Below are 20,409 nucleotides of genomic sequence, written 5' to 3'. Positions count from 1 at the left end.
GCCAGTGGCGGGGTTCTCTTTGCTGTGGTTAGGGAGATGATTTGATACCCCTAAATTCTGCGTGCACTTACTGACTGGTCAAAGACTGAGCGCGCACCATGTGGTTTCGGACGGCGGGATAATGGGCCGTGGCATAGGTCTTCAAACCACCGGGAGGCCCATCGGCGGCGTAGGAGCCAAGCAATTGGATCGCCTGATCATGGGCCTTCATCTGTGCGGAGAGATAGGCACTGTCGAACTGGCTCTCTTCCGCCTGTTCCAGCGCCAGCAATGTCTGCCTCTGCTCCATGGAAAGGTCTTCGGACAGGCTGACATTGTCGGACTTGGCCGAATCGTGAAGCTCCCTCTGGGCGCGGCGATGGTCGTCGATCATCGTTTGGGCAAACGTCTTTACCTCGGTTGAAAGCCCCCGACGAAGCGCCACCTCGGACGACAGGATTGCGAAGGCATTGGCCGCAGCAGCCTCCTTGGCGAAGCCCGCTGGGTCGGGGGCAAGGGTCGTGGCGGCCTGGCTCGGAGTGGTCGCAGGCGTGAGTTGCTGGGCAGGCGTGCTCTCTTGGGCATAAGCCGCGGTGGAGCAAGTCAGCAAGATGATGGCGAGCGTCATTTTCGGGGTCATGGTGTCATCCTTTTTCCCCTGACCAACCGTTCAAAGCCGCGAGCGTTCCCAAACGGGCATGCCGGGCGCCGATTTGACAGGGCTCGGCAAAATTGGCAGCACTGTTCCATACGGAGAGGAGACTTCATGGCACGGCGTGGCGAGGGGCAGACGAGACTGGACGATGCAGCAAGGGCCGGCTGGCTCTACTATGTCGCCGGGCGGACACAGGATGAAATCGCTGCGTCCATGGGCATTTCGCGGCAAAGCGCCCAGCGGCTGGTCTCACTTTCGATTGCGGAAAAGCTGATCAAGGTTCGGCTCGACCACCCGATCGCGGCGTGCCTCGAGCTTGCGGAAGCGCTGCAGAAGAAGTTCGGCCTTAAGGAGGTCGAGATCGTGCCATCCGACCCGGCTTCGGAATCGGCGACTGTGGGCGTCGCGGAGGCAGGCGCTGCGCAGCTCGAACGCTGGCTCAAACAACCCGACCCGCTGGTGATTGCCATGGGCACGGGCCGCACACTGCGCGCCATGATCGACCAGCTGTCGCCGATGGAATGTCCGCAGCACAAGATCGTTTCGCTGACCGGGAATATCAGTCCGGACGGGTCGGCCGCCTATTTCAACGTCATCTTTTCGATGGCTGACGCGATCAAGGCACCGCATTTCCCGATGCCACTGCCGGTCATCGTGTCCTCTCCTGCAGAGCGGGAGCTGCTACACAACCAGCCTCTCGTTGCGCCGACAATCGCACTCGCCCAGCATTCTGGCGTCGCTTTCGTCGGCATCGGCGAAATGAACATGAGCGCACCGCTGCTCGTCGATGGCTTCCTGAAACGCGATGAAATGCAGGATCTGCTTCAGGCAGGCGCGGTGGGAGAGATCTGCGGCTGGATCTTCGGTGAGGACGGCACCTTGTTGAAACATCCGGTCAATGAGCGGGTCGCAAGCCTCGAGATCCCTTCCCGCCAAACATCGACGGTCGTGGGTCTTGCACGGGGTCGCCGCAAGCATCCGGCGATCCTCGCAGCTGTCCGGGGTGGTCATATCAACGGCTTGATCACGGACGAAGAGGCGGCGCGGCATCTCCTTGCCAGCTAGCAGCCGCTAAAATTTTCAATTTGAGATCTGAGGCTTAACGGGTTCATGCCGCATCGCAGCATGGAATCCCGATTGACATTTTTCGCGCACAGAGTGAGTAATTGCCCATGAGCAAAGCGAATGCTCATTTTTCTTCTGGGAGGAAGACATGACATTGAAGACGATTCTGCTGGGCGCATGCTCGGCGCTGGCGCTTGCCGGCATGGCTTCGGCCGAAACCCTGACGATCGCGACCGTGAACAACGGCGATATGATCCGCATGCAGGGCCTGACTTCCGAATTCACCACGGCGAACCCCGATATCCAGGTCGAATGGGTCACGCTTGAGGAGAACGTTCTGCGCGAGCGCGTCACGACCGACATCGCGACGAAAGGTGGCCAGTACGACATCATGACGATCGGCACTTATGAAGTTCCGATCTGGGCCAAGCAGGGCTGGCTGCTGCCGCTCGAAAACCTTGGCGCCGACTATGACGTCGACGACCTTCTGCCGGCGATCCGCTCGGGTCTGACCGGCGACGACGGCAAGCTTTATGCTGCACCGTTCTACGGCGAGTCTTCCTTCATCATGTACCGCAAGGACCTGATGGAGAAGGCCGGCCTCACCATGCCAGATGCCCCGACCTGGGAATTCGTGGCCGACGCTGCCCGCAAGATGACCGACCGCGCCAACGACATCAACGGCATCTGCCTTCGTGGTAAGGCCGGCTGGGGCGAGAACATGGCATTCCTGACGGCCACGTCGAACGCCTTCGGCGCCCGCTGGTTCGACGAGAACTGGAAGCCGCAGTTCGACCAGCCGGAATGGAAGAACACGCTCGACTTCTACGTCAAGCTGATGAACGACGCCGGCCCGCAGGGCGCCTCGTCGAACGGCTTCAACGAAAACCTCGCGCTGTTCCAGCAGGGCAAGTGCGGCATGTGGATCGATGCCACGGTCGCTGCTTCCTTCGTCACCAACCCGAAGGACTCGACGGTCGCCGACAAGGTCGGTTTTGCGCTGGCTCCCGACACCGGCCTTGGCAAGCGCGGCAACTGGCTGTGGGCCTGGAACCTCGCCATCCCGGCCGGTTCGCAGAAGTCCGCTTCGGCTGAAAAGTTTATCGGCTGGGCAACCGGCAAGGCCTATGCCGAGCTCGTTGCTTCCAAGGAAGGCTGGGCCAACGTTCCCCCGGGTACGCGGACCTCTCTCTATGAGAACCCGGAATACCAGAAGGCAGCTCCGTTCGCGAAGATGACCCTCGACTCGATCAACGCAGCTGACCCGAAGAGCCCGACCGTCAAGCCGGTGCCTTATGTCGGCGTGCAGTTCGTGGCCATCCCCGAGTTCCAGAGCCTTGGTACTTCCGTAGGCCAGCTCTTCTCGGCAGCACTTGCGGGCCAGATGTCGGTCGATGACGCGCTTGCCCAGGCTCAGAGCCTGACCGAACGTGAAATGACCCGCGGCGGTTACATCAAGTAATACACCCTCCCGAACCCACCTGCCCGGATCGCGATCCGGGCAGGATAGGCCTCGACCGCTTGCGGCCAATGCCGGTCGTCGTCACTTTGCCTCCAACGGGTTCCCGGACCTTCGTCCCTGGCGACCATCAGGCGAGCTTCACCATGGCTACTCAAAACACACGCACTCTCGCCCGTCTTATGATGGCTCCGTCCGTCGGGCTTCTGTTGATCTGGATGATCGTTCCACTGTCGATGACGCTGTGGTTCTCGTTCCAGAACTACAACCTGCTGAACCCAGCCAATGTCAGCTTCGGCGGTTTGTTCAACTACCGCTATTTCTACACCGATCCGGCCTTCTTCCAGTCCATCTGGAACACGCTGCTGATCGTCGGCGGCGTGCTGTTCATTACCATCGTCGGCGGCATTCTGCTGGCCATGCTGCTCGACCAGCCGATGTTCGGACAGGGGATCGTGCGGATTCTGGTGATCTCACCGTTCTTCGTCATGCCGCCGGTCGCGGCGCTGATCTGGAAGAACATGATCATGCATCCCGGCTACGGCGTGCTCGCGGACATCAACCGGGCTCTGGGCCTGACACCCGTCGACTGGTTCGCGCAATACCCGCTTCTCTCGATCATCATCATCGTTGCCTGGCAGTGGCTGCCTTTTGCGACGCTCATTCTTCTGACCGCTCTACAGTCGCTGGATGGCGAGCAGCAGGAAGCGGCTGAAATGGACGGCGCGCGGTTCATCGACAAGTTCATCTATCTGACCGTGCCACATCTCGCCCGCGCCATCACCGTGGTCATCCTGATCCAGACGATCTTCCTGCTCGGCGTCTATGCGGAAATCCTCGTCACCACCAATGGCGGGCCCGGTTATGCCTCGACCAACCTCGCCTTCCTCATCTACCGCACGGCACTTCTCGGCTACGACGTTGGCGGAGCCTCTGCGGGTGGAATCATCGCCGTCATCCTGGCGAACCTCGTCGCGATCTTCCTGATGCGCGCCGTCGGCAAGAACCTGGACCGGTAAGGAGATCGACCATGGCCCGTGCCACAAGTCCCCGCCGCAAGATCATCTTCACGATCCTCGCCTGGATCGCTGCCTCGGTAATCTTCTTCCCGATCCTCTACACGCTGATCACCAGCGTGAAGACCGAGACGGAAGCGATCCAGGGCTTCGACCTGATCCCGACTTTCACGTTCGAGAACTACGTGACCGTCCAGACGCAGCGCGATTACATCAAGCCGTTCATGAACTCCGTGATCCTGTCGGTCGGCTCGACGATCCTCGCACTCTTCGTCGGCATACCCGCTGCCTGGGCCATGGCGTTCTCGCCGACCAAGCGGACCAAGGACATCCTGATGTGGATGCTCTCCACCAAGATGATGCCGGCGGTCGCCGTGCTCGTGCCGATCTACCTGCTGTTCCGGGACTTCGGCCTTCTCGACACCCGCATCGGCCTCACAATCATGCTGACGCTGATCAACCTGCCGATCGTCATCTGGATGCTCTACACCTATTTCCGTGAGATTCCGGGCGAGATCCTCGAAGCCTCACGCATGGACGGCGCCTCGCTTTTCAACGAAATCGTCTATGTGCTGACGCCGATGGCTCTGCCCGGCATCGCCTCGACGCTCCTCCTCAACATCATCCTGGCCTGGAACGAAGCCTTCTGGACGATCCGCCTCACCACCACCAATGCGGCACCGCTGACGGCCTTCATCGCCTCCTTCTCCAGTCCGCAAGGACTGTTCTGGGCGAAGCTGTCGGCTGCCTCGACGATGGCGATCGCGCCGATCGTCATCCTGGGCTGGTTCAGCCAGAAACAACTCGTGCGCGGCCTCACCTTCGGCGCCGTCAAGTAAGGAAACCCGACCATGGGCAGCATCAAACTCGAACAGCTCTCCAAGTCTTTCGGCGAGCATGCGGTCATCCCGGGGATCGACCTTGAGATCAACGACGGTGAGTTCGTCGTCTTCGTCGGTCCTTCCGGCTGCGGCAAGTCCACACTTCTGCGGCTGATCGCGGGTCTCGAAGACGCGACCGGCGGACGCATCCTGATCGACGGCAAGGACCAGACACAGACGCCGCCGGCCCAGCGTGGGCTGGCCATGGTCTTCCAGTCCTACGCCCTTTATCCGCATATGAGCGTGCGCTCGAACATCGGCTTCCCGCTGAAGATGGCGAAGATCGATCCGGCCGAGATCAACCGCAAGGTCGAGGAGGCTGCCCGCATCCTCAACCTCACCGACTATCTTGAGCGCCGGCCGGGCCAGCTCTCCGGCGGTCAGCGCCAGCGTGTGGCCATCGGCCGTGCGATCGTGCGCAATCCGCGCTGCTTCCTGTTTGACGAACCGCTGTCCAACCTCGATGCGGCACTGCGCGTCGCCATGCGCCTCGAGATCACCGAACTACACCAGAAGCTGAAGGCCACTTCGATCTACGTGACCCATGACCAGGTGGAAGCCATGACCATGGCCGACAAGATCGTGGTCCTCAACAAGGGGCGCATCGAGCAGGTGGGCTCACCGCTCGAACTCTATCGCAGCCCGGCCAACCTCTTCGTCGCCGGCTTCATCGGCTCGCCGAAGATGAACCTGATTTCCGGGCAGGCGGCGGCCTCTCATGGCGCCCACACGATCGGCATCCGGCCAGAGCATGTCACGCTGTCGACAACAGAGGGCATGTGGCGCGGCCTCGTCACGGTTGCCGAGCATCTCGGTTCCGACACCTTCCTGCATGTGCAGGTGAACGGCGTTGGCACGATCACCACACGCACCGGCGGCGAGTTCCCGGTTCGGCACGGCGACACCGTCTATGTGACGCCGGATCTCGAGCGCCTGCACAAATTCAACGACAAGGGGCTTGCACAATGAGCGGGCGTCTCAGCGGGAAATCCGCTCTTATCACCGGCTCCGCACGCGGCATCGGGCGCGCCTTTGCAGAGGCCTATGTGCGAGAAGGTGCCACGGTCGCCATCGCAGACATCGATCTCGATCGGGCAAGCCGCACGGCCTCCGAGATCGGACCCGCGGCCTACGCGGTGAAGCTCGACGTGACGGACCAGGCCTCGATCGAGGCGGCCATCCGCGCCGTCGAAGAGCGACAAGGCGGCCTCGACATTCTGATCAACAACGCTGCCCTCTTCGACCTCGCACCGATCGTCGAGATCTCGCGAGCGAGCTACGACCGTCTCTTCTCGATCAATGTCGCCGGCACGCTGTTCATGATGCAGGCGGCTGCCCGATCGATGATCGCGAAAGGCCAGGGTGGCAAGATCATCAATATGGCGAGCCAGGCGGGCCGGCGTGGCGAAGGGCTGGTCGCCGTTTACTGCGCGACCAAGGCTGCCGTCATTTCACTCACGCAGTCTGCAGGTCTCGATCTCATCAAGCACGGCATCAACGTCAATGCGATCGCGCCCGGCGTCGTGGATGGCGAGCATTGGGACGGGGTCGATGCTCTCTTTGCCAAATATGAAAACCGACCGCTAGGCGAAAAGAAGAAGCTCGTTGGCGCCGAGGTTCCTTTCGGCCGCATGGGCCGTGCGGAGGACCTGACCGGCATGGCGATCTTCCTCGCCTCGACGGACGCCGACTACATCGTTGCCCAGACCTACAATGTCGACGGCGGAAACTGGATGAGCTGACGGCTCACACGGCCCCAAGCCAAGGAATGCACCCATGACGACCAAACTCTCGCTCGCAACTCTTGATGACATCGGCAATCGGGCTTCCCTGCCCTCCTATCGCCGTGACGAGATCCGTCCCGGGATCCTGCATTTCGGTGTCGGCAATTTTCACCGCGCGCATATGGCGATCTATCTGCATGACCTATTCAACAAGGGGCGTGACCTGGATTGGGGCATTATCGGCGCCGGCGTCATGCCGTCCGACCAGCGGATGCGCGACACACTCAAGGCCCAGGATTTCCTGACGACCGTGGTCGAGCAGGACATCGATCGCTCGGCGGCCACGATCACCGGGCCGATGCTGGATGTGATCACGGCACCGGATTTCGACCGCATCATCGCGACGCTCGCCTCACCCGATATCCGCATCGTCTCTTTGACGATTACGGAAGGCGGCTATTTCATCGACGCGGCCACTGGCAAGTTTGATCCGACACACCCCGCCATTGTTGCTGACGCGCAGGACCCCGCCCATCCGAAGACCGTCTTCGGCCTGATTATTGCTGGCCTCAAGGCCCGCCGGGAAGCAGGGATCCCTGCCTTTACCGTGATGTGCTGCGACAACATTCCGGGCAATGGCGAAGTTACAGAGGCGACCGTCTGCGGGCTTGCGCGCCTTTCGGATCCTGAATTTGCCGACTGGATCCACCACAGTGTCGCCTTCCCGAACTCCATGGTCGATCGCATCACGCCAGCCACCGGGCAGCGGGAGATCGATATCACGCGCGACAGCTACGGCATCGAAGATGGCTGGCCGGTGTTCTGCGAAGGCTTCAAGCAATGGGTGCTGGAGGACAAGTTTCCACTCGGCCGTCCTGCGCTCGAAGATGTTGGCGTCACCTTCGTGCCTGACGTCGCCCCTTACGAACTGATGAAGCTGCGGATCCTGAACGGCGGGCATGCCGCCATCGCCTACCCAGCTGCGCTCATGGACATCCACTTCGTGCATGAATCCATGGAAAACCCGTTGATCCGGGCCTTCCTCGCCAAGCTGGAGAACGAGGAGATCATCCCCGTCGTGCCGCCGGTGCCGAACACCAGCCTTCAGGACTATTACATCCTGATCGAGAACCGCTTCTCCAACCCGAAAATCGGCGACACCATTCCGCGACTGGCGCAAGACGGATCGAACAGGCAGCCGAAGTTCATCTTGCCTTCGACCGCCGATCGCTTGGCCAAGGGTCTAGATGTGCAGGGTCTCGCGCTCGTCTCGGCTCTCTGGTGCCGCTATTTCGAGGGCACAAGCGACGGTGGCAAGACGATCGCCTTCAACGACCCGAGTGCTGAACGCCTGCATACGGCCGCTCTCGCGTCCCGCAGCGATCCGATGGCCTTCATCGGGATTGCCGACATCTTTGGTTCTGTCGGCTCCGATCCGCGTTTTCAGAAGCGCTTCGCTGAAGCCATCGACAGCTTGCGGAGCCGTGGGGCCGCCGCTACGCTGCAAAGCTATATCGACGGAACCCTTGCCAGCTGAGTGACCATGGACCCGCAGCCGATCCGCCTCGTGATCTTCGACTGTGACGGGGTTCTCGTCGACAGCGAGGGGATCGCGTTGGAGGTTCTCGTCGAGGCGCTGGCCGAGAAGAGCATATCGCTGACGACCGGGGAAGCCGCAGACCGCTTCCTGGGCCGCAGTCTCGGTTCGCTCACCGATGTCGTTCGATCCGAATTCGGCGTCGAAATCGACCCGCCGTTTCTCGCCGGCATGCGGGAGGTGCTTTACGCCCGTTTCCGTGCAGAACTGAAACCCTTGCCAGGCGTGGCGGCTGTCATTGACGGGCTGAAGGCAACCGATGTCGACTGTTGCGTGGCGTCTTCCAGCCAGCGGGAACGGATCGAGCTTTCGCTTTCCGTCACCGGGCTCCTGCCGCGGCTTGCGCCGCATATCTTCAGCGCCACCATGGTGAAGAATGGCAAGCCGGCGCCGGATCTCTTCCTGCACGCGGCAGCGGCAATGGGGGTCGCGCCCGAGTCGTGCCTCGTCATCGAGGACAGCCCCGCGGGTATCAGTGCCGCCCGGGCCGCCGGCATGAAAGTCGTTGCCTTCACCGGCGGATCCCATACCCACCATGCCAGCTATGGGCAGGCTTTGGCGCTCCTTGAACCAGATGCGCAGTTTGACGCCATGGAGAATTTGCTCCACTTTGTCCTCGGAGTGAGGAGACCGGAAGATCTGACTGATGCGTGAGCACCTCTTGGCCGTGGATGTTGGCACGGGCAGTGCACGAGCCGGGGTGTTTGATCTCAGCGGTCGCCAGCTGGCCCGTTGCGTGGTGCCGATCAGCGTCCACCATTCATTACCAAAACACATGGAGCAGGACAGCGAAGAGATCTGGGCTGCTGTCTGTTCGGCCGTCCGCGCTGCGCTTGCCGAGAGTGGTGTTGCCGGAGAATCCGTGCTCGCCATCGGCTTCGATGCCACCTGCTCGCTGGTCGTGAGGGATGCCGTCGGGAAACCGATTTCCATCTCGGCATCCGATAGCCCTGGCCTCGATACGATTTTATGGATGGATCATCGGGCGATCGCCGAAACGGACGCCTGCAACTCCGTCGCCGATCCGCTTCTCGACCGCTTCGGTGGCCGTCTCTCCGTCGAAATGCAGATCCCGAAGCTGCTCTGGCTGAAGACGCATCGCCCTGACATCTGGGCCAGTTGCGGGCAGATCTTCGATCTTTGCGATTACCTGACATGGCGCGCATCGGGTTCACGGAAGCGCAGCCATTCGGCGCTTGCTTCGAAGTGGGGCTATACGCCGGAAGCACCCGGCACACCGCCGCTCGACTACTACCGGGCTGTTGGGCTCGGTGATGTCATGGAGCGGGCAGGCCTGCCGGCGCAATCGGAACCGCCTGGGCAGGCCATCGGCACGCTTACGGCCACGAGCGCTGGTGAGCTCGGCCTCGACGAACAATGTCTGGTGGCGCCGGGTCTCATCGACGCTTATGCGGGGACGGTCGGGCTCTTTGCAGCAGGCGCGCGGTCTGAGGTGCCCTTCTCGGCAGAGGCCGTGCTGATCGCGGGGACTTCGAGTTGTATTGTAAGGCTCAGCCAGGAGCCGATCTCCGGTCCGGGTTGCTGGGGCGGCTTTCGCGACGCTGCCGTCCCAGAGCTCTGGCTGACAGAAGCCGGCCAATCTGCTTCAGGCGCCTTTCTCGACCATATCCTGAAGCTGCATCCTGCCGGCGGCACGCCGATGAAGGCGCGCCACCGCGCGATCCTCGACGCGATTTCCGAGCATCTCGCCGAGGAGGGCTCCGATTTCGGTCTCCCCATCTCCGTGCTGCCCGACCTGCATGGGACGCGTTCGCCACTCTCGGATCCGCTTCTGACCGGAACCATTGCCGGACTGGACCTCGATCAGAGCCTCACATCCTTGCACAAGCTCTATTGGCGCAGTTGCGTCGCACTTGCCTGCAGCATCAGCCATATCATCGAGCGCCAGCCGCGCCGTGCGGGCCAGCCGAAGCGACTGTTGCTTGCAGGTGGATTGGCTGATCATCCGCTTCTGTCGCAACTCTATGCCGATGCGACCGGCTGTGACGTGCTCGTGCCGAAGGATTGCGACGCTGTGCTCCTGGGCTGTGCGCTGCACGCCGCCGTGGCGGCGGGTGCGTTTGCGTCCGTCGAGGAGGCCGGCAGGGCGATGCAGTTTGCGATGAACCATTTTCCGCCGTCGCCGTTGCGCCAGGCGGCGCTTTCGCGCGACCACGCAATGCTGAAAGCGATGATGCGGCACCGGGACGAACTGGCGGCGCTCGCCTCGCCGCCCGTGGCCAATACGGCAGTCGTGCACCGGGTGAGCTGATCCGCACCTGCGGTCTAATGTCCTAGGCTGCGTTTTGTCGAGCCGTGCCACCACCCGCTTGCGCTCAAATCAGAAACCTGCCATGTTGCCTATACAACTTGACAAGGTTTCGGGATGAAGACGCCTCAGACGCTGTTTTGTGAACGTGTTCTGCTGCCGCAGGGCTGGGCCCGCGACACGAAAATCGACATCGATTCGAGCGGGACGATCGTCTCGATCAAGACCGACAGCGCCAGCGATGCAAACTCGATCCGATTGTCCGGACCTGTCGTTCCGGCCTTGCAAAACCTGCATTCCCATGCCTTTCAACGCGCCATGGCCGGCCTTGCAGAGCAAGCGGGTTCGACGGATGACAGCTTCTGGACCTGGCGGGAGACCATGTATGGGCTGGTCAATCGCATGTCGCCCGACGACGTCGAGGTCGTAGCAACGAAGTTGTATAGTGAACTTCTGAAAGGTGGCTTCGGTCATGTCGTGGAATTTCACTATTTCCACCATGCGGTGATGGACCTTGGCAAATCCGACGGAGTGGAAATGTCTGCTCGTATCCTGCGTGCAGCCGCCACGTCCGGGATCGGCCTGACTCATCTGCCGGTATTCTATGCGCATGCAGGCTTTGGCGGGATCGCGCCTAATGCCGGCCAGAAGCCTTTCATTCAGAGCGTGGACAGTTTCCTTAGCCTGCTCGAACGGTTGGAGCCGGAATGCCGGACCGCGGGCGCCCGGCTCGGTCTCGCGATCCATTCCCTCCGCGCGGCAACACCGGATGAAATGCGCGCTGTTCTCACCTCTGAACAGACGGGCGGCCCCATCCATATTCATGTGGCCGAACAGGAACGTGAAGTCGAAGATTGCCTTGCCTGGAGCGGGCGCCGGCCCGTGAGCTATCTGCTCGATGAGTTCCCCGCCGATCAGCGCTGGTGCGCCATCCATGCCACCCACATGACACCGGATGAAACGGCGCGCCTTGCCGCATCAGGTGCCGTAGCCGGTCTCTGCCCGGCGACAGAGGCCAATCTCGGCGATGGCATCTTCCCGGCCACAGATTATGCCGGCCATGGCGGGCGATACGGGATCGGCACGGACAGCCATGTCGCTACATCGGTGGCCGAAGAATTGCGACTGCTGGAATATGGCCAGAGGCTGCGCGATCGTCGCCGCAACCGCCTGGTCTCCGGTCCGGGGGCATCGGCTGGTCGCACCCTGTTCGAGGCCAGCCTTGCAGGCGGCGCGCAGGCCGCGGGTCTGGCGATTGCCGGCATCCGTGTCGGTGCTCGGGCGGATCTCGTGGTGCTCGACGGCGAAAACCCCTTCATCGCGACGGCCAGGGAAGATCAGATCCTTGATCGCTGGATCTTCGCGCTCGGATCCGAAGCGGTCCGGGATGTGATGGTCGGGGGCGAGTTCGTCGTCCAGCAGGGGCGTCACCGGTTTGAAGAGTCGATCGATCGGGACTTCAAGCGGGTCCTCAAGACGCTTGCGAATTAAAGTAGCCGACTAATCAAAGCTCGAGATTGAAACGCCCATGCCGCAGCAGTGGAGGATCTGATGCCCGACACGATCGTTCTTGAGACGGCACTCACCGCCGACGAGATCCGTGCCATCGCGGGTGGCGCACGCCTCGAATTGGGCGAGACCGCCCAAGGCCGCATCGTCGCAGCCCGTACCATTGTTGAGGCGCTGGTCGATCGGGGAATCCGCGGCTACGGCATCAACACCGGCGTCGGCGCCTTGTGCGATGTGATCATCGACCGCAAGGATCAGTCGGCACTGTCTCGTAATCTGCTGTTCAGCCATGCTTGTGGCGTGGGTGAACCGCTCGGCCGGATCGAGACGCGGGCGATCATGGCGGCGCAGATCAACAATTTTGCACATGGCTATTCCGGCATCCGGCTTGACGTCGTTGACACCCTCCTCGCGCTTCTGAACAACGACATGCTGCCGCTGATCCCGTCCCGTGGCTCCGTCGGTTACCTGACCCACGCGGCCGCCATCGGCCTGGTGCTGATCGGCGCAGGTGAATGCCGAGATGCCGAAAATGTCATTTCGGGAAGCGAAGCCCTGCAGGCCCTCGGGTTGAAGCCCCTTGTGCTCCAGGCCAAGGAAGGCTTGAGCCTGGTCAACGGCACGCCGTGTGCCACGGGGCTTGCAGCGCTTGCGGTCACACGGCTTGCGCATCTACTCGATTGGGCGGATGCCGCAGCGGCGATGAGTTATGAGAACCTCGGCGCGCAAGCCGATCCTTTCGCGGAAATGCCGCTTGCGCTGCGAAAGTCCGACGGACTGCAGGAGGTGGGCCACAACCTGCGGCGACTTCTGGCCGGTAGCCCGCTGCTTGCCGAAGCCGCTGGCAAGCGGACGCAGGATCCGCTCAGCCTTCGGGCCGTGCCGCATGTGCATGGCGCCGTGCGCGACGCGCTGATCCAGGCGCGTGCGGTGGTGGACCGGGAGCTTGCGAGCGTCACCGACAACCCCGCCGTCAGCGGCTCGCCCGCGGATCCGCAGGTGCATTCGCAGGCGCATGCGGTCGGCGCGGCACTTGGACTTGCGATGGATAGCCTCGCCACGGCTGCCGCCGAACTGGCAGCCATTTCAGAGCGGCGTATCGACAGGCTCGTCAATCCGCTGGTCAGCGGCCTGCCCGCCTTTCTTGCGTCGGGAAGCGGCGTGGAATCCGGTTTCATGATCATCCAGTATACCGCTGCAGCACTGGTCGCGGAGAACCGCCGCCTTGCCATGCCGGCGAGCCTCGACGGTGGGATCACCTCGGCACTGCAGGAGGATATCCTGACTCATGCGACGCCGGCCGTGGCCAAGGCGCTGGCAATCCTCGACAATCTCGAAACAGTTCTCGCGATCGAACTTGCGGCCGCTGCACAAGCCTATGATCTGCAGACGTCGTCTGCCGCAAAGGCAGAGATGACGGAGGCCCTCTACCGACGTGTGCGGCACGAAACCGCCTTCTACCGAGATGATCGGCCTCTCAATATCGAGATCCGAAAAGTTCAGCAAATGCTGAAGGCGACAGCCTCCTGGTCCGAAAGCGAGGTCGCATGACGACGGTTCTGACCAATGCGCGACTGGCGACCATGGCGCCCGACCAGCCCGGACTCGGCGTGATCGAGAGTGGCAGGGTGGTGATCGATGGCGGGCGCATCGTCGCAGTGGGCGAGGCGCGCGAGGTCGCGATCCCCGCTGGCGCCGAGGTGATCGACTGCGAGGGTCGGTGGGTGACGCCGGGCCTCATCGATTGCCACACACATCTGGTGCATGCCGGCAACCGCGCCCGGGAGTTCGAGATGCGGCTTGCCGGCGCTTCCTACGAGGAAATCGCACGCGCTGGCGGCGGCATTGTCTCTTCGGTGCTTCAGGTGCGCGAGGCGAGCGAAGCGGATCTTGTTTCGCAAACGCTACCCCGGCTCGATGCGCTGATCGCCGAGGGCGTGACCACGGTCGAGGTCAAGTCCGGCTATGGGCTGACCGTCGAAGACGAACTCAAGATGCTGCGTGCCGCACGGAAGCTGGCCGAGCAGCGACAGGTCGCCATCACCACGACCTATCTCGGCGCCCATGCGACCCCCGCCGACTACAAAGGCCGCAATCGCGCTTTCATCGAGGAGGTGGTGCTACCGGGTCTGAAGGCGGCGCACGCGGAGGTACTGGTGGATGCGGTGGACGGTTTTTGCGAAGGCATAGCCTTTTCGTCCGACGAAATGCGGCTTGTCTTCAATGAGGCCCGCTCGCTTGGTCTTCCAGTGAAGCTGCATGCGGATCAGTTGTCGAACCTTCAGGGCGCGGCTCTTGCAGCCGAATACCAGGGCCTTTCGGCCGACCATCTCGAATACACAGATGAGAACGGCGCAGCCGAGATGGCCCGGACCGGAACCGTCGCGGTGCTGCTGCCTGGCGCCTACTACTTCATCCGCGAGACAAAGAAGCCGCCGATCGATCTCTTCCGCAAACACGAGACTGCCATGGCGCTTGCGACGGACTGCAACCCCGGCACCTCGCCGCTGACCTCGCTGCTGCTGACCATGAACATGGCCGCCACACTGTTTCACATGACGGTCGAGGAATGCCTTCTCGGCGTCACCCGCAATGCCGCCCGCGCGCTCGGGCGTCTCGATACGGTCGGGACCATCGAGGTCGGCAAGCAGGCCGATCTTGCCATCTGGTCGGTCGAGAGCCCGGCGGAACTCGTCTACCGTATCGGTTTCAATCCGCTGCATCAGCGCATCTGGAACGGCCACATCACCAAAGGAATTCTGTCGTGACTATTACGCTTCACCCCGGCCGCGTCTCTCTCGCCGAACTCGCGCAGATCTACTGGAGCGGCGAAAGCGCCGTACTCGACCGCAGCTTTGATGCCGGCATCGAGAAGGCCGCCGCGCGTATTGCGGAAATCGCAGCCGGCAATGCGCCGGTCTATGGCATCAATACCGGCTTCGGCAAACTCGCCTCGATCAAGATCGATGCGGCCGACACGGAGACACTGCAGCGCAATCTGATTCTTTCGCATTGCTGCGGCGTGGGCCAGCCCCTGGCCGACAATATCGTGCGCCTGATAATGGCGCTGAAGCTGATTTCGCTTGGTCGTGGCGCCTCCGGCGTCCGCCTCGAACTGGTTCGCCTCATCGAGGGCATGCTGGAGAAAGGTGTCACCCCACTCATTCCCGAAAAGGGCTCCGTCGGGGCGTCCGGTGATCTTGCACCGCTCGCCCATATGGCAGCCGTGATGATGGGCGAGGCGGAAGCCTTCGTTCAGGGCGAACGGCTTTCTGGCGTCGAGGCGCTGAAGCGCGCGGGGCTGACGCCCGTGGTGCTTGCGGCCAAAGAAGGCCTGGCGCTGATCAACGGCACGCAGGCCTCCACCGCGCTGGCGCTGGCCGGCCTCTTCCGTGCCCATCGCGCCGCCCAGGCGGCACTGATTACCGGCGCGCTCTCGACCGATGCGGCCATGGGCTCCTCGGCACCTTTCACCGCCGACATTCATACGCTGCGGGGCCATAAGGGCCAGATCGATACGGCGGCCGCCTTGCGTGGGCTGCTCGCCGGCTCCGTCATCCGGGAAAGCCATCTGGAAGGTGACGAGCGGGTACAGGATCCCTATTGCATCCGCTGCCAGCCGCAGGTCGACGGTGCCTGCCTCGATCTGTTGCGCATGACTGGGCGCACGCTCGAGATCGAAGCGAATGCCGTCACCGACAATCCACTCGTGCTCTCCGACATGAGCGTCGTCTCTGGCGGCAACTTCCATGCAGAGCCCCTGGCCTTCGCCGCAGACCAGATCGCGATTGCCGTCTGCGAAATCGGCGCTATCGCGCAGCGGCGTATCGCGCTCCTGGTCGATCCGGCGCTCTCCTATGGATTGCCGGCCTTCCTCGCCAAGAAGCCGGGGCTGAATTCCGGTCTGATGATCGCGGAGGTCACGTCGGCGGCACTGATGAGCGAAAACAAGCAGATGGCGCATCCGGCCTCTGTCGATTCGACGCCTACTTCGGCCAATCAGGAAGACCATGTCTCGATGGCCTGCCATGGCGCGCGGCGCCTGCTGCAGATGACGGACAACCTCTTCTCGATAATCGGGATCGAGGCGCTGACGGCAGCACAGGGCGTGGAGTTCCGCAGTCCGCTGAACACAAGCCCGGAACTGAGACAAGTGATCGCCACCCTGCGTGCCCATGTCGCCACCCTGGAGGAAGATCGTTACATGGCGCCCGATCTCGAGGCCGCCGGTCGCCTAGTTGCGGATGGCACCCTGGTTTCGGCCGTCTCGACCGGCTTGTTGCCGGGGCTGGAGGGCTGAGATGGCCGTCTTCGAAGTCAAGCAAGGCACCTCCCCTGTCATTCTCGCCTTTCCGCATACGGGCACGGATGTGCCGCCTGCGATCTGGGATCGCCTAAATGACAACGGCAGACTACTGGCCGATACCGACTGGCATATCCATGAGCTCTATGCCGGGTTGTTGCCGGACGCGACGACGGTCAGAGCGACGTTCCATCGCTACGTGATCGATGCGAACCGGGATCCCGATGGGGTGAGCCTTTATCCGGGGCAGAACACCACCGGCCTCGTTCCGGACACGGATTTCGACGGGGTCGCCATCTGGCAAAACGGCGAGCAACCAACGAGCAACGACATTGCCGAGCGGCTGGCAGGCTTCCATGCTCCCTATCATGCGGCGCTGAAAGCCGAGATCGAGCGCGTTAGGGCGATCCATGGCGTGGCGGTGCTTTACGACTGCCATTCGATCCGCTCGCTGATCCCATTTCTTTTCGAAGGACCTCTGCCGGACTTCAATATCGGCACCGACATGGGCCGCACCTGCGATGCCAGGATCGAGAAAGCCGCCGCCGAGATCGCCGGTCGGGCCGAGAGATATACCTCTGTGGTCAACGGGCGCTTCAAGGGCGGCTGGACGACCCGGCATTACGGGCAGCCGGAGACCGGCGTGCACGCCATCCAGATGGAACTGGCGCAGGTCACGCACCTCGCCACCGAGGCACCACCCTTCGCCTATGACGCCGGAAAGGCCGAGGCGCTGCGACGGCATCTCAAGGAAATTTTGACATCAATCGAAGCCATCGCGCTCGAACTGAAACGCTGAGGAGCGAGGACCATGAGCAATCCCAGACACAATATCCGCGACGTCCGCGCCGCCACCGGAACCAAACTCTCGGCCAAGAGCTGGATGACGGAAGCACCGCTGCGCATGCTGATGAACAATCTCGACCCTGACGTTGCCGAGCGACCCCACGAGCTGGTCGTTTATGGCGGCATCGGCCGCGCCGCGCGCACCTGGGAGGATTTCGACCGGATCGTCGAGACGCTGAAGACGCTGACCGAAGAAGAGACGCTGATCGTGCAGTCGGGCAAGCCGGTCGGCGTGTTCCGCACACATAAGGATGCGCCGCGTGTGCTGATCGCCAATTCCAACCTCGTGCCGCACTGGGCGACCTGGGACCACTTCAACGAGCTGGATAAGAAGGGGCTGGCCATGTACGGCCAGATGACCGCCGGCTCGTGGATCTATATCGGCACCCAGGGCATCGTGCAGGGCACCTACGAGACCTTTGTGGAAGCGGGACGTCAGCACTACAACGGCAATCTCAAGGGCAAGTGGATCCTGACCGGTGGTCTCGGCGGCATGGGTGGCGCCCAGCCGCTCGCCGCTGTCATGGCCGGCGCCTGCTGCCTTGCCGTCGAATGCGACGAGACCCGCATCGATTTCCGCCTGCGCACCCGTTATGTCGACGCCAAGGCGCATACGCTGGACGAGGCGCTTGCCCTGATCGACCAGTGGACCAAGGCGGGTGAGGCCAAATCCGTCGGCCTGGTCGGCAATGCCGCCGACATCTTTCCGGAACTCGTGCGCCGCGGCGTGCGCCCCGACATCGTCACCGACCAGACATCGGCCCATGACCCGATCCACGGCTATCTGCCGCTCGGCTGGACGGTTGCCGAATGGCGGGCGAAACAGGAGAGCGATCCGAAGGCGGTCGAAGTTGCCGCCCGCGCCTCGATGAAGACCCATGTGCAGGCCATGGTCGACTTCTGGAACATGGGCATTCCGACGCTCGACTATGGCAACAACATTCGCCAGGTCGCCAAGGAAGAAGGCTTCGAGAATGCCTTTGCCTTCCCCGGCTTCGTGCCGGCCTATATCCGCCCGCTCTTCTGCCGCGGCATTGGCCCCTTCCGCTGGGCGGCGCTGTCCGGCGATCCGGAGGATATCTACAAGACGGATGCCAAGGTGAAGGAGCTGCTTCCCGACAACAAACATTTGCACAACTGGCTGGACATGGCGCGCGAGCGCATTGCCTTCCAGGGCCTGCCTGCCCGCATCTGCTGGGTCGGTCTTGGTGATCGTCACAAGCTGGGTCTCGCCTTCAACGAGATGGTCCGCAACGGCGAGCTCAAGGCGCCCGTCGTCATCGGCCGTGACCATCTCGATTCCGGCTCGGTCGCCTCGCCGAACCGCGAGACGGAAGCGATGAAGGACGGCTCGGACGCCGTGTCGGACTGGCCACTTCTCAATGCGCTCTTGAACTGTGCCTCGGGCGCGACCTGGGTCTCGCTGCATCACGGCGGCGGTGTCGGCATGGGCTTTTCCCAGCATTCCGGCATGGTCATCTGCGCCGATGGCACTGACGATGCCGCCCGCCGACTGGAGCGGGTTCTGTGGAACGACCCAGCGACTGGCGTGATGCGCCATGCCGATGCGGGCTACGACATCGCGCTCGACTGCGCGAAGGAAAAGGGCCTGCGCCTGCCCGGCATTCTCGGCAATTGAGGGAGACCGACAGCCCCATGTCCCTCCGCATCCAGCGCTTTGACGAGCACCTGAAGATGCCCTGGAAAAACGGGCTGGGGATCACCCGCGAGGTGATCTCCAGGCCTGCTTCGGATGGGTTCGGCGGGTTCGACTGGCGGATCAGTCTTGCAACTGTTGGGGCATCCGGTCCGTTCTCGGTCTTTGCTGGGATCGACCGGACCATTGCCGTACTCCACGGGGACGGCATGCAGTTGACGATCGATGGCAGGCGGGAGGTGCCGCTTGTCGTCGGCTCGTCTCCCTTCGCCTTTTCCGGCGATGCGGAGGTTCAGGCGGATTGTCTGGGTGGGGAGACGCTGGACCTCAACATGATGAGCCGTCGCGGGCGTTTCGTTCATCGCATGACGAAGATCGTCGTGTCTGATGCACAGACGCTTTCGGTAACCGCCGATACCGTCGCTGTCGTCTTCCGAGATGAAGCCGTTGTCGCGATCGATAGCCTGCGATCGGATGTGGGGCTCGGTGACGTTCTTGTGGGCCTCGACGGGCCCCTTCAGCTTTCGGTCGAGCCCCGTAGTTCAAGATGCATGCTCTACATCATCGAAGTGACTGCCGTGTCTGCCGAGACACTGGATGCGGAACAGGTTGCCTAGACAAGGCCTCTGCCGATAAAGGGAGCGGCTGAGGCGGTCCGGCAGAGGCAAATGCCGCCGATACGCTCCTCAACCATCAGGGTCGACCACCATGTCCGAAGAGCAGCCAGGATTTGCACTCCCCGAGGAACGGCAGGACACGCCGCTCTACGAGCAGATGAAATCCGAGATCAAGGCCCGGATCGAGCGCGGCGAGTGGCCGACCAATCATCGCATTCCTTCCGAGAACGAGCTTGTCGAGCTTCTGGGCGTCAGCCGCATGACGGCGCATCGGGCGCTGCGGGAGCTCGCAAGCGAAGGCGTCATCATTCGCGTCCAGGGGCGCGGCTCGTTTGTTGCGCCGAAGAAGCGCAGCGCCAACGTTGCGGATGTTCGCAGCATTGCGGACGAGATCGCGGAGCGGGGCGGGCTGCATTCGGCCGAGCTCGTGCTGAAGCAGCCTGAAGTCTGCGATCACGACCTTGCCGATCGGCTGGAGGTTGCCGCCGGGACAACGGCCTTCCATTCGGTGATCGTGCACAAGGAAGATGATCTTCCGATTCAAATCGAAGACCGTTTCGTCAACGCGGAAGTCGCGCCCGACTATCTCGACCGCGATTTTCACACGATCACGCCAAGCGCCTATCTGAGCTCCATCGCGCCGATCTCGCGCGCCGAGCAGTTCGTCGAGGCCGTGCTCCCACAACCCTGGGAATGCCGGCTTCTGGCGATTGCCAAATCGGAACCCTGCCTTCAGGTCAGGCGAAGGACATGGTCAGGCGACCGGTTGGTGACCTCGGTGCGGCTTCTCTATCCCGGCAGCCGTTATAGCCTGGAGAGTTCCTACTGAACT

General features: G+C 62.4%; 18 protein-coding genes. 17 read left to right on the top strand and 1 reads right to left on the bottom strand.

The features are described from left to right. Window positions 1-67: 67 nt before the first annotated feature. Window positions 68-619, bottom strand: coding sequence for a DUF4142 domain-containing protein (locus C0V73_RS13415; protein ID WP_102020509.1), 552 nt, complete (start codon window positions 617-619; stop codon window positions 68-70). A 126-nt stretch (window positions 620-745) separates the two neighbouring features. On the opposite strand from C0V73_RS13415, the gene C0V73_RS13410 reads away from it, so the two are divergent. From C0V73_RS13410 to hutC, 17 genes are all read left to right on the top strand, one after another. Next, a complete protein-coding gene (locus C0V73_RS13410; RefSeq protein ID WP_102020508.1) occupies window positions 746-1,699 on the top strand; it encodes a sugar-binding transcriptional regulator in 954 nt (317 codons plus the stop codon). A gap of 148 nt (window positions 1,700-1,847) precedes the next feature. Next, window positions 1,848-3,161, top strand: a complete 1,314-nt coding sequence (locus tag C0V73_RS13405) for a sugar ABC transporter substrate-binding protein (RefSeq protein ID WP_102020507.1) — start codon at window positions 1,848-1,850, stop codon at window positions 3,159-3,161. A 143-nt stretch (window positions 3,162-3,304) separates the two neighbouring features. Further along, window positions 3,305-4,177: a sugar ABC transporter permease gene (locus C0V73_RS13400; protein WP_102020824.1), complete on the top strand. Its 873-nt coding sequence runs from the start codon at window positions 3,305-3,307 to the stop codon at window positions 4,175-4,177. Between the two features lie 11 nt (window positions 4,178-4,188). Next, complete coding sequence (locus C0V73_RS13395; RefSeq protein WP_102020506.1) at window positions 4,189-5,013, top strand: carbohydrate ABC transporter permease; 825 nt, start codon at window positions 4,189-4,191, stop codon at window positions 5,011-5,013. A 12-nt stretch (window positions 5,014-5,025) separates the two neighbouring features. Further along, window positions 5,026-6,024, top strand: a complete 999-nt coding sequence (locus C0V73_RS13390; protein WP_102020505.1) for an ABC transporter ATP-binding protein — start codon at window positions 5,026-5,028, stop codon at window positions 6,022-6,024. Next, window positions 6,021-6,797 carry an L-iditol 2-dehydrogenase gene (locus tag C0V73_RS13385; RefSeq protein WP_102020504.1) on the top strand — a complete coding sequence of 259 codons (777 nt, stop codon included), beginning with the start codon at window positions 6,021-6,023 and terminating at the stop codon, window positions 6,795-6,797. Before C0V73_RS13390 ends, C0V73_RS13385 begins: the two co-directional genes overlap by 4 nt. A 34-nt stretch (window positions 6,798-6,831) precedes the next feature. Then, window positions 6,832-8,316, top strand: coding sequence for a mannitol dehydrogenase family protein (locus C0V73_RS13380; RefSeq protein ID WP_102020503.1), 1,485 nt, complete (start codon window positions 6,832-6,834; stop codon window positions 8,314-8,316). Window positions 8,317-8,322: 6 nt separating this feature from the next. Next, on the top strand, window positions 8,323-9,030 hold the full coding sequence (locus C0V73_RS13375) for an HAD family hydrolase (protein ID WP_102020502.1): 708 nt from the start codon (window positions 8,323-8,325) through the stop codon (window positions 9,028-9,030). Beyond that, window positions 9,023-10,648, top strand: a complete 1,626-nt coding sequence (locus C0V73_RS13370) for an FGGY family pentulose kinase (RefSeq protein WP_102020501.1) — start codon at window positions 9,023-9,025, stop codon at window positions 10,646-10,648. The genes C0V73_RS13375 and C0V73_RS13370 overlap by 8 nt, the downstream gene beginning before the upstream one ends. Before the next feature lie 114 nt (window positions 10,649-10,762). Next, window positions 10,763-12,136 carry a formimidoylglutamate deiminase gene (gene hutF / locus C0V73_RS13365; RefSeq protein ID WP_102020500.1) on the top strand — a complete coding sequence of 458 codons (1,374 nt, stop codon included), beginning with the start codon at window positions 10,763-10,765 and terminating at the stop codon, window positions 12,134-12,136. Between the two features lie 60 nt (window positions 12,137-12,196). Further along, on the top strand, window positions 12,197-13,705 hold the full coding sequence (gene hutH / locus C0V73_RS13360; RefSeq protein ID WP_102020823.1) for a histidine ammonia-lyase: 1,509 nt from the start codon (window positions 12,197-12,199) through the stop codon (window positions 13,703-13,705). Beyond that, window positions 13,702-14,922, top strand: coding sequence for an imidazolonepropionase (gene hutI / locus C0V73_RS13355; protein WP_102020499.1), 1,221 nt, complete (start codon window positions 13,702-13,704; stop codon window positions 14,920-14,922). The genes hutH (C0V73_RS13360) and hutI overlap by 4 nt, the downstream gene beginning before the upstream one ends. Beyond that, window positions 14,919-16,454, top strand: coding sequence for a histidine ammonia-lyase (gene hutH, locus C0V73_RS13350; protein ID WP_102020498.1), 1,536 nt, complete (start codon window positions 14,919-14,921; stop codon window positions 16,452-16,454). The genes hutI and hutH (C0V73_RS13350) overlap by 4 nt, the downstream gene beginning before the upstream one ends. Window position 16,455: 1 nt before the next feature. Continuing rightward, a complete protein-coding gene (hutG, locus tag C0V73_RS13345; protein WP_102020497.1) occupies window positions 16,456-17,256 on the top strand; it encodes an N-formylglutamate deformylase in 801 nt (266 codons plus the stop codon). Between the two features lie 12 nt (window positions 17,257-17,268). Continuing rightward, entirely contained in the window at window positions 17,269-18,942 is a 1,674-nt protein-coding gene (gene hutU / locus C0V73_RS13340) for a urocanate hydratase (RefSeq protein ID WP_102020496.1), read from the top strand. 17 nt (window positions 18,943-18,959) lie between these two features. Next, window positions 18,960-19,577 (top strand): HutD family protein, encoded by a 618-nt coding sequence (locus C0V73_RS13335; protein ID WP_102020495.1) that lies wholly within the window; start codon window positions 18,960-18,962, stop codon window positions 19,575-19,577. A 91-nt stretch (window positions 19,578-19,668) separates the two neighbouring features. Further along, the gene (gene hutC / locus C0V73_RS13330; RefSeq protein ID WP_102020494.1) at window positions 19,669-20,406 is read left to right on the top strand and encodes a histidine utilization repressor; all 738 of its coding nucleotides are present in this window, start codon (window positions 19,669-19,671) and stop codon (window positions 20,404-20,406) included. Window positions 20,407-20,409: the final 3 nt, after the last annotated feature.

Source organism: Rhizobium sp. TH135 (genome assembly GCF_002855515.1).
Classification (GTDB): Bacteria; Pseudomonadota; Alphaproteobacteria; order Rhizobiales; family Rhizobiaceae; genus Allorhizobium.
The sequence above is the reverse complement of the archived record's forward strand: the minus strand, read 5'-3'. Positions and strand labels throughout refer to the sequence as shown.

Excerpts from the sequence above, each read along its gene's own strand:
- C0V73_RS13415 (WP_102020509.1), bottom strand. The coding sequence starts at position 619 with ATGACCCCGAAAATGACGCTCGCCATCATCTTGCTGACTTGCTCCACC.
- C0V73_RS13410 (WP_102020508.1), top strand. The coding sequence starts at position 746 with ATGGCACGGCGTGGCGAGGGGCAGACGAGACTGGACGATGCAGCAAGG.
- C0V73_RS13405 (WP_102020507.1), top strand. The coding sequence starts at position 1,848 with ATGACATTGAAGACGATTCTGCTGGGCGCATGCTCGGCGCTGGCGCTT.
- C0V73_RS13400 (WP_102020824.1), top strand. The coding sequence starts at position 3,305 with ATGGCTACTCAAAACACACGCACTCTCGCCCGTCTTATGATGGCTCCG.
- C0V73_RS13395 (WP_102020506.1), top strand. The coding sequence starts at position 4,189 with ATGGCCCGTGCCACAAGTCCCCGCCGCAAGATCATCTTCACGATCCTC.
- C0V73_RS13390 (WP_102020505.1), top strand. The coding sequence starts at position 5,026 with ATGGGCAGCATCAAACTCGAACAGCTCTCCAAGTCTTTCGGCGAGCAT.
- C0V73_RS13385 (WP_102020504.1), top strand. The coding sequence starts at position 6,021 with ATGAGCGGGCGTCTCAGCGGGAAATCCGCTCTTATCACCGGCTCCGCA.
- C0V73_RS13380 (WP_102020503.1), top strand. The coding sequence starts at position 6,832 with ATGACGACCAAACTCTCGCTCGCAACTCTTGATGACATCGGCAATCGG.
- C0V73_RS13375 (WP_102020502.1), top strand. The coding sequence starts at position 8,323 with ATGGACCCGCAGCCGATCCGCCTCGTGATCTTCGACTGTGACGGGGTT.
- C0V73_RS13370 (WP_102020501.1), top strand. The coding sequence starts at position 9,023 with ATGCGTGAGCACCTCTTGGCCGTGGATGTTGGCACGGGCAGTGCACGA.
- hutF (WP_102020500.1), top strand. The coding sequence starts at position 10,763 with ATGAAGACGCCTCAGACGCTGTTTTGTGAACGTGTTCTGCTGCCGCAG.
- hutH (WP_102020823.1), top strand. The coding sequence starts at position 12,197 with ATGCCCGACACGATCGTTCTTGAGACGGCACTCACCGCCGACGAGATC.
- hutI (WP_102020499.1), top strand. The coding sequence starts at position 13,702 with ATGACGACGGTTCTGACCAATGCGCGACTGGCGACCATGGCGCCCGAC.
- hutG (WP_102020497.1), top strand. The coding sequence starts at position 16,456 with ATGGCCGTCTTCGAAGTCAAGCAAGGCACCTCCCCTGTCATTCTCGCC.
- hutU (WP_102020496.1), top strand. The coding sequence starts at position 17,269 with ATGAGCAATCCCAGACACAATATCCGCGACGTCCGCGCCGCCACCGGA.
- C0V73_RS13335 (WP_102020495.1), top strand. The coding sequence starts at position 18,960 with ATGTCCCTCCGCATCCAGCGCTTTGACGAGCACCTGAAGATGCCCTGG.
- hutC (WP_102020494.1), top strand. The coding sequence starts at position 19,669 with ATGTCCGAAGAGCAGCCAGGATTTGCACTCCCCGAGGAACGGCAGGAC.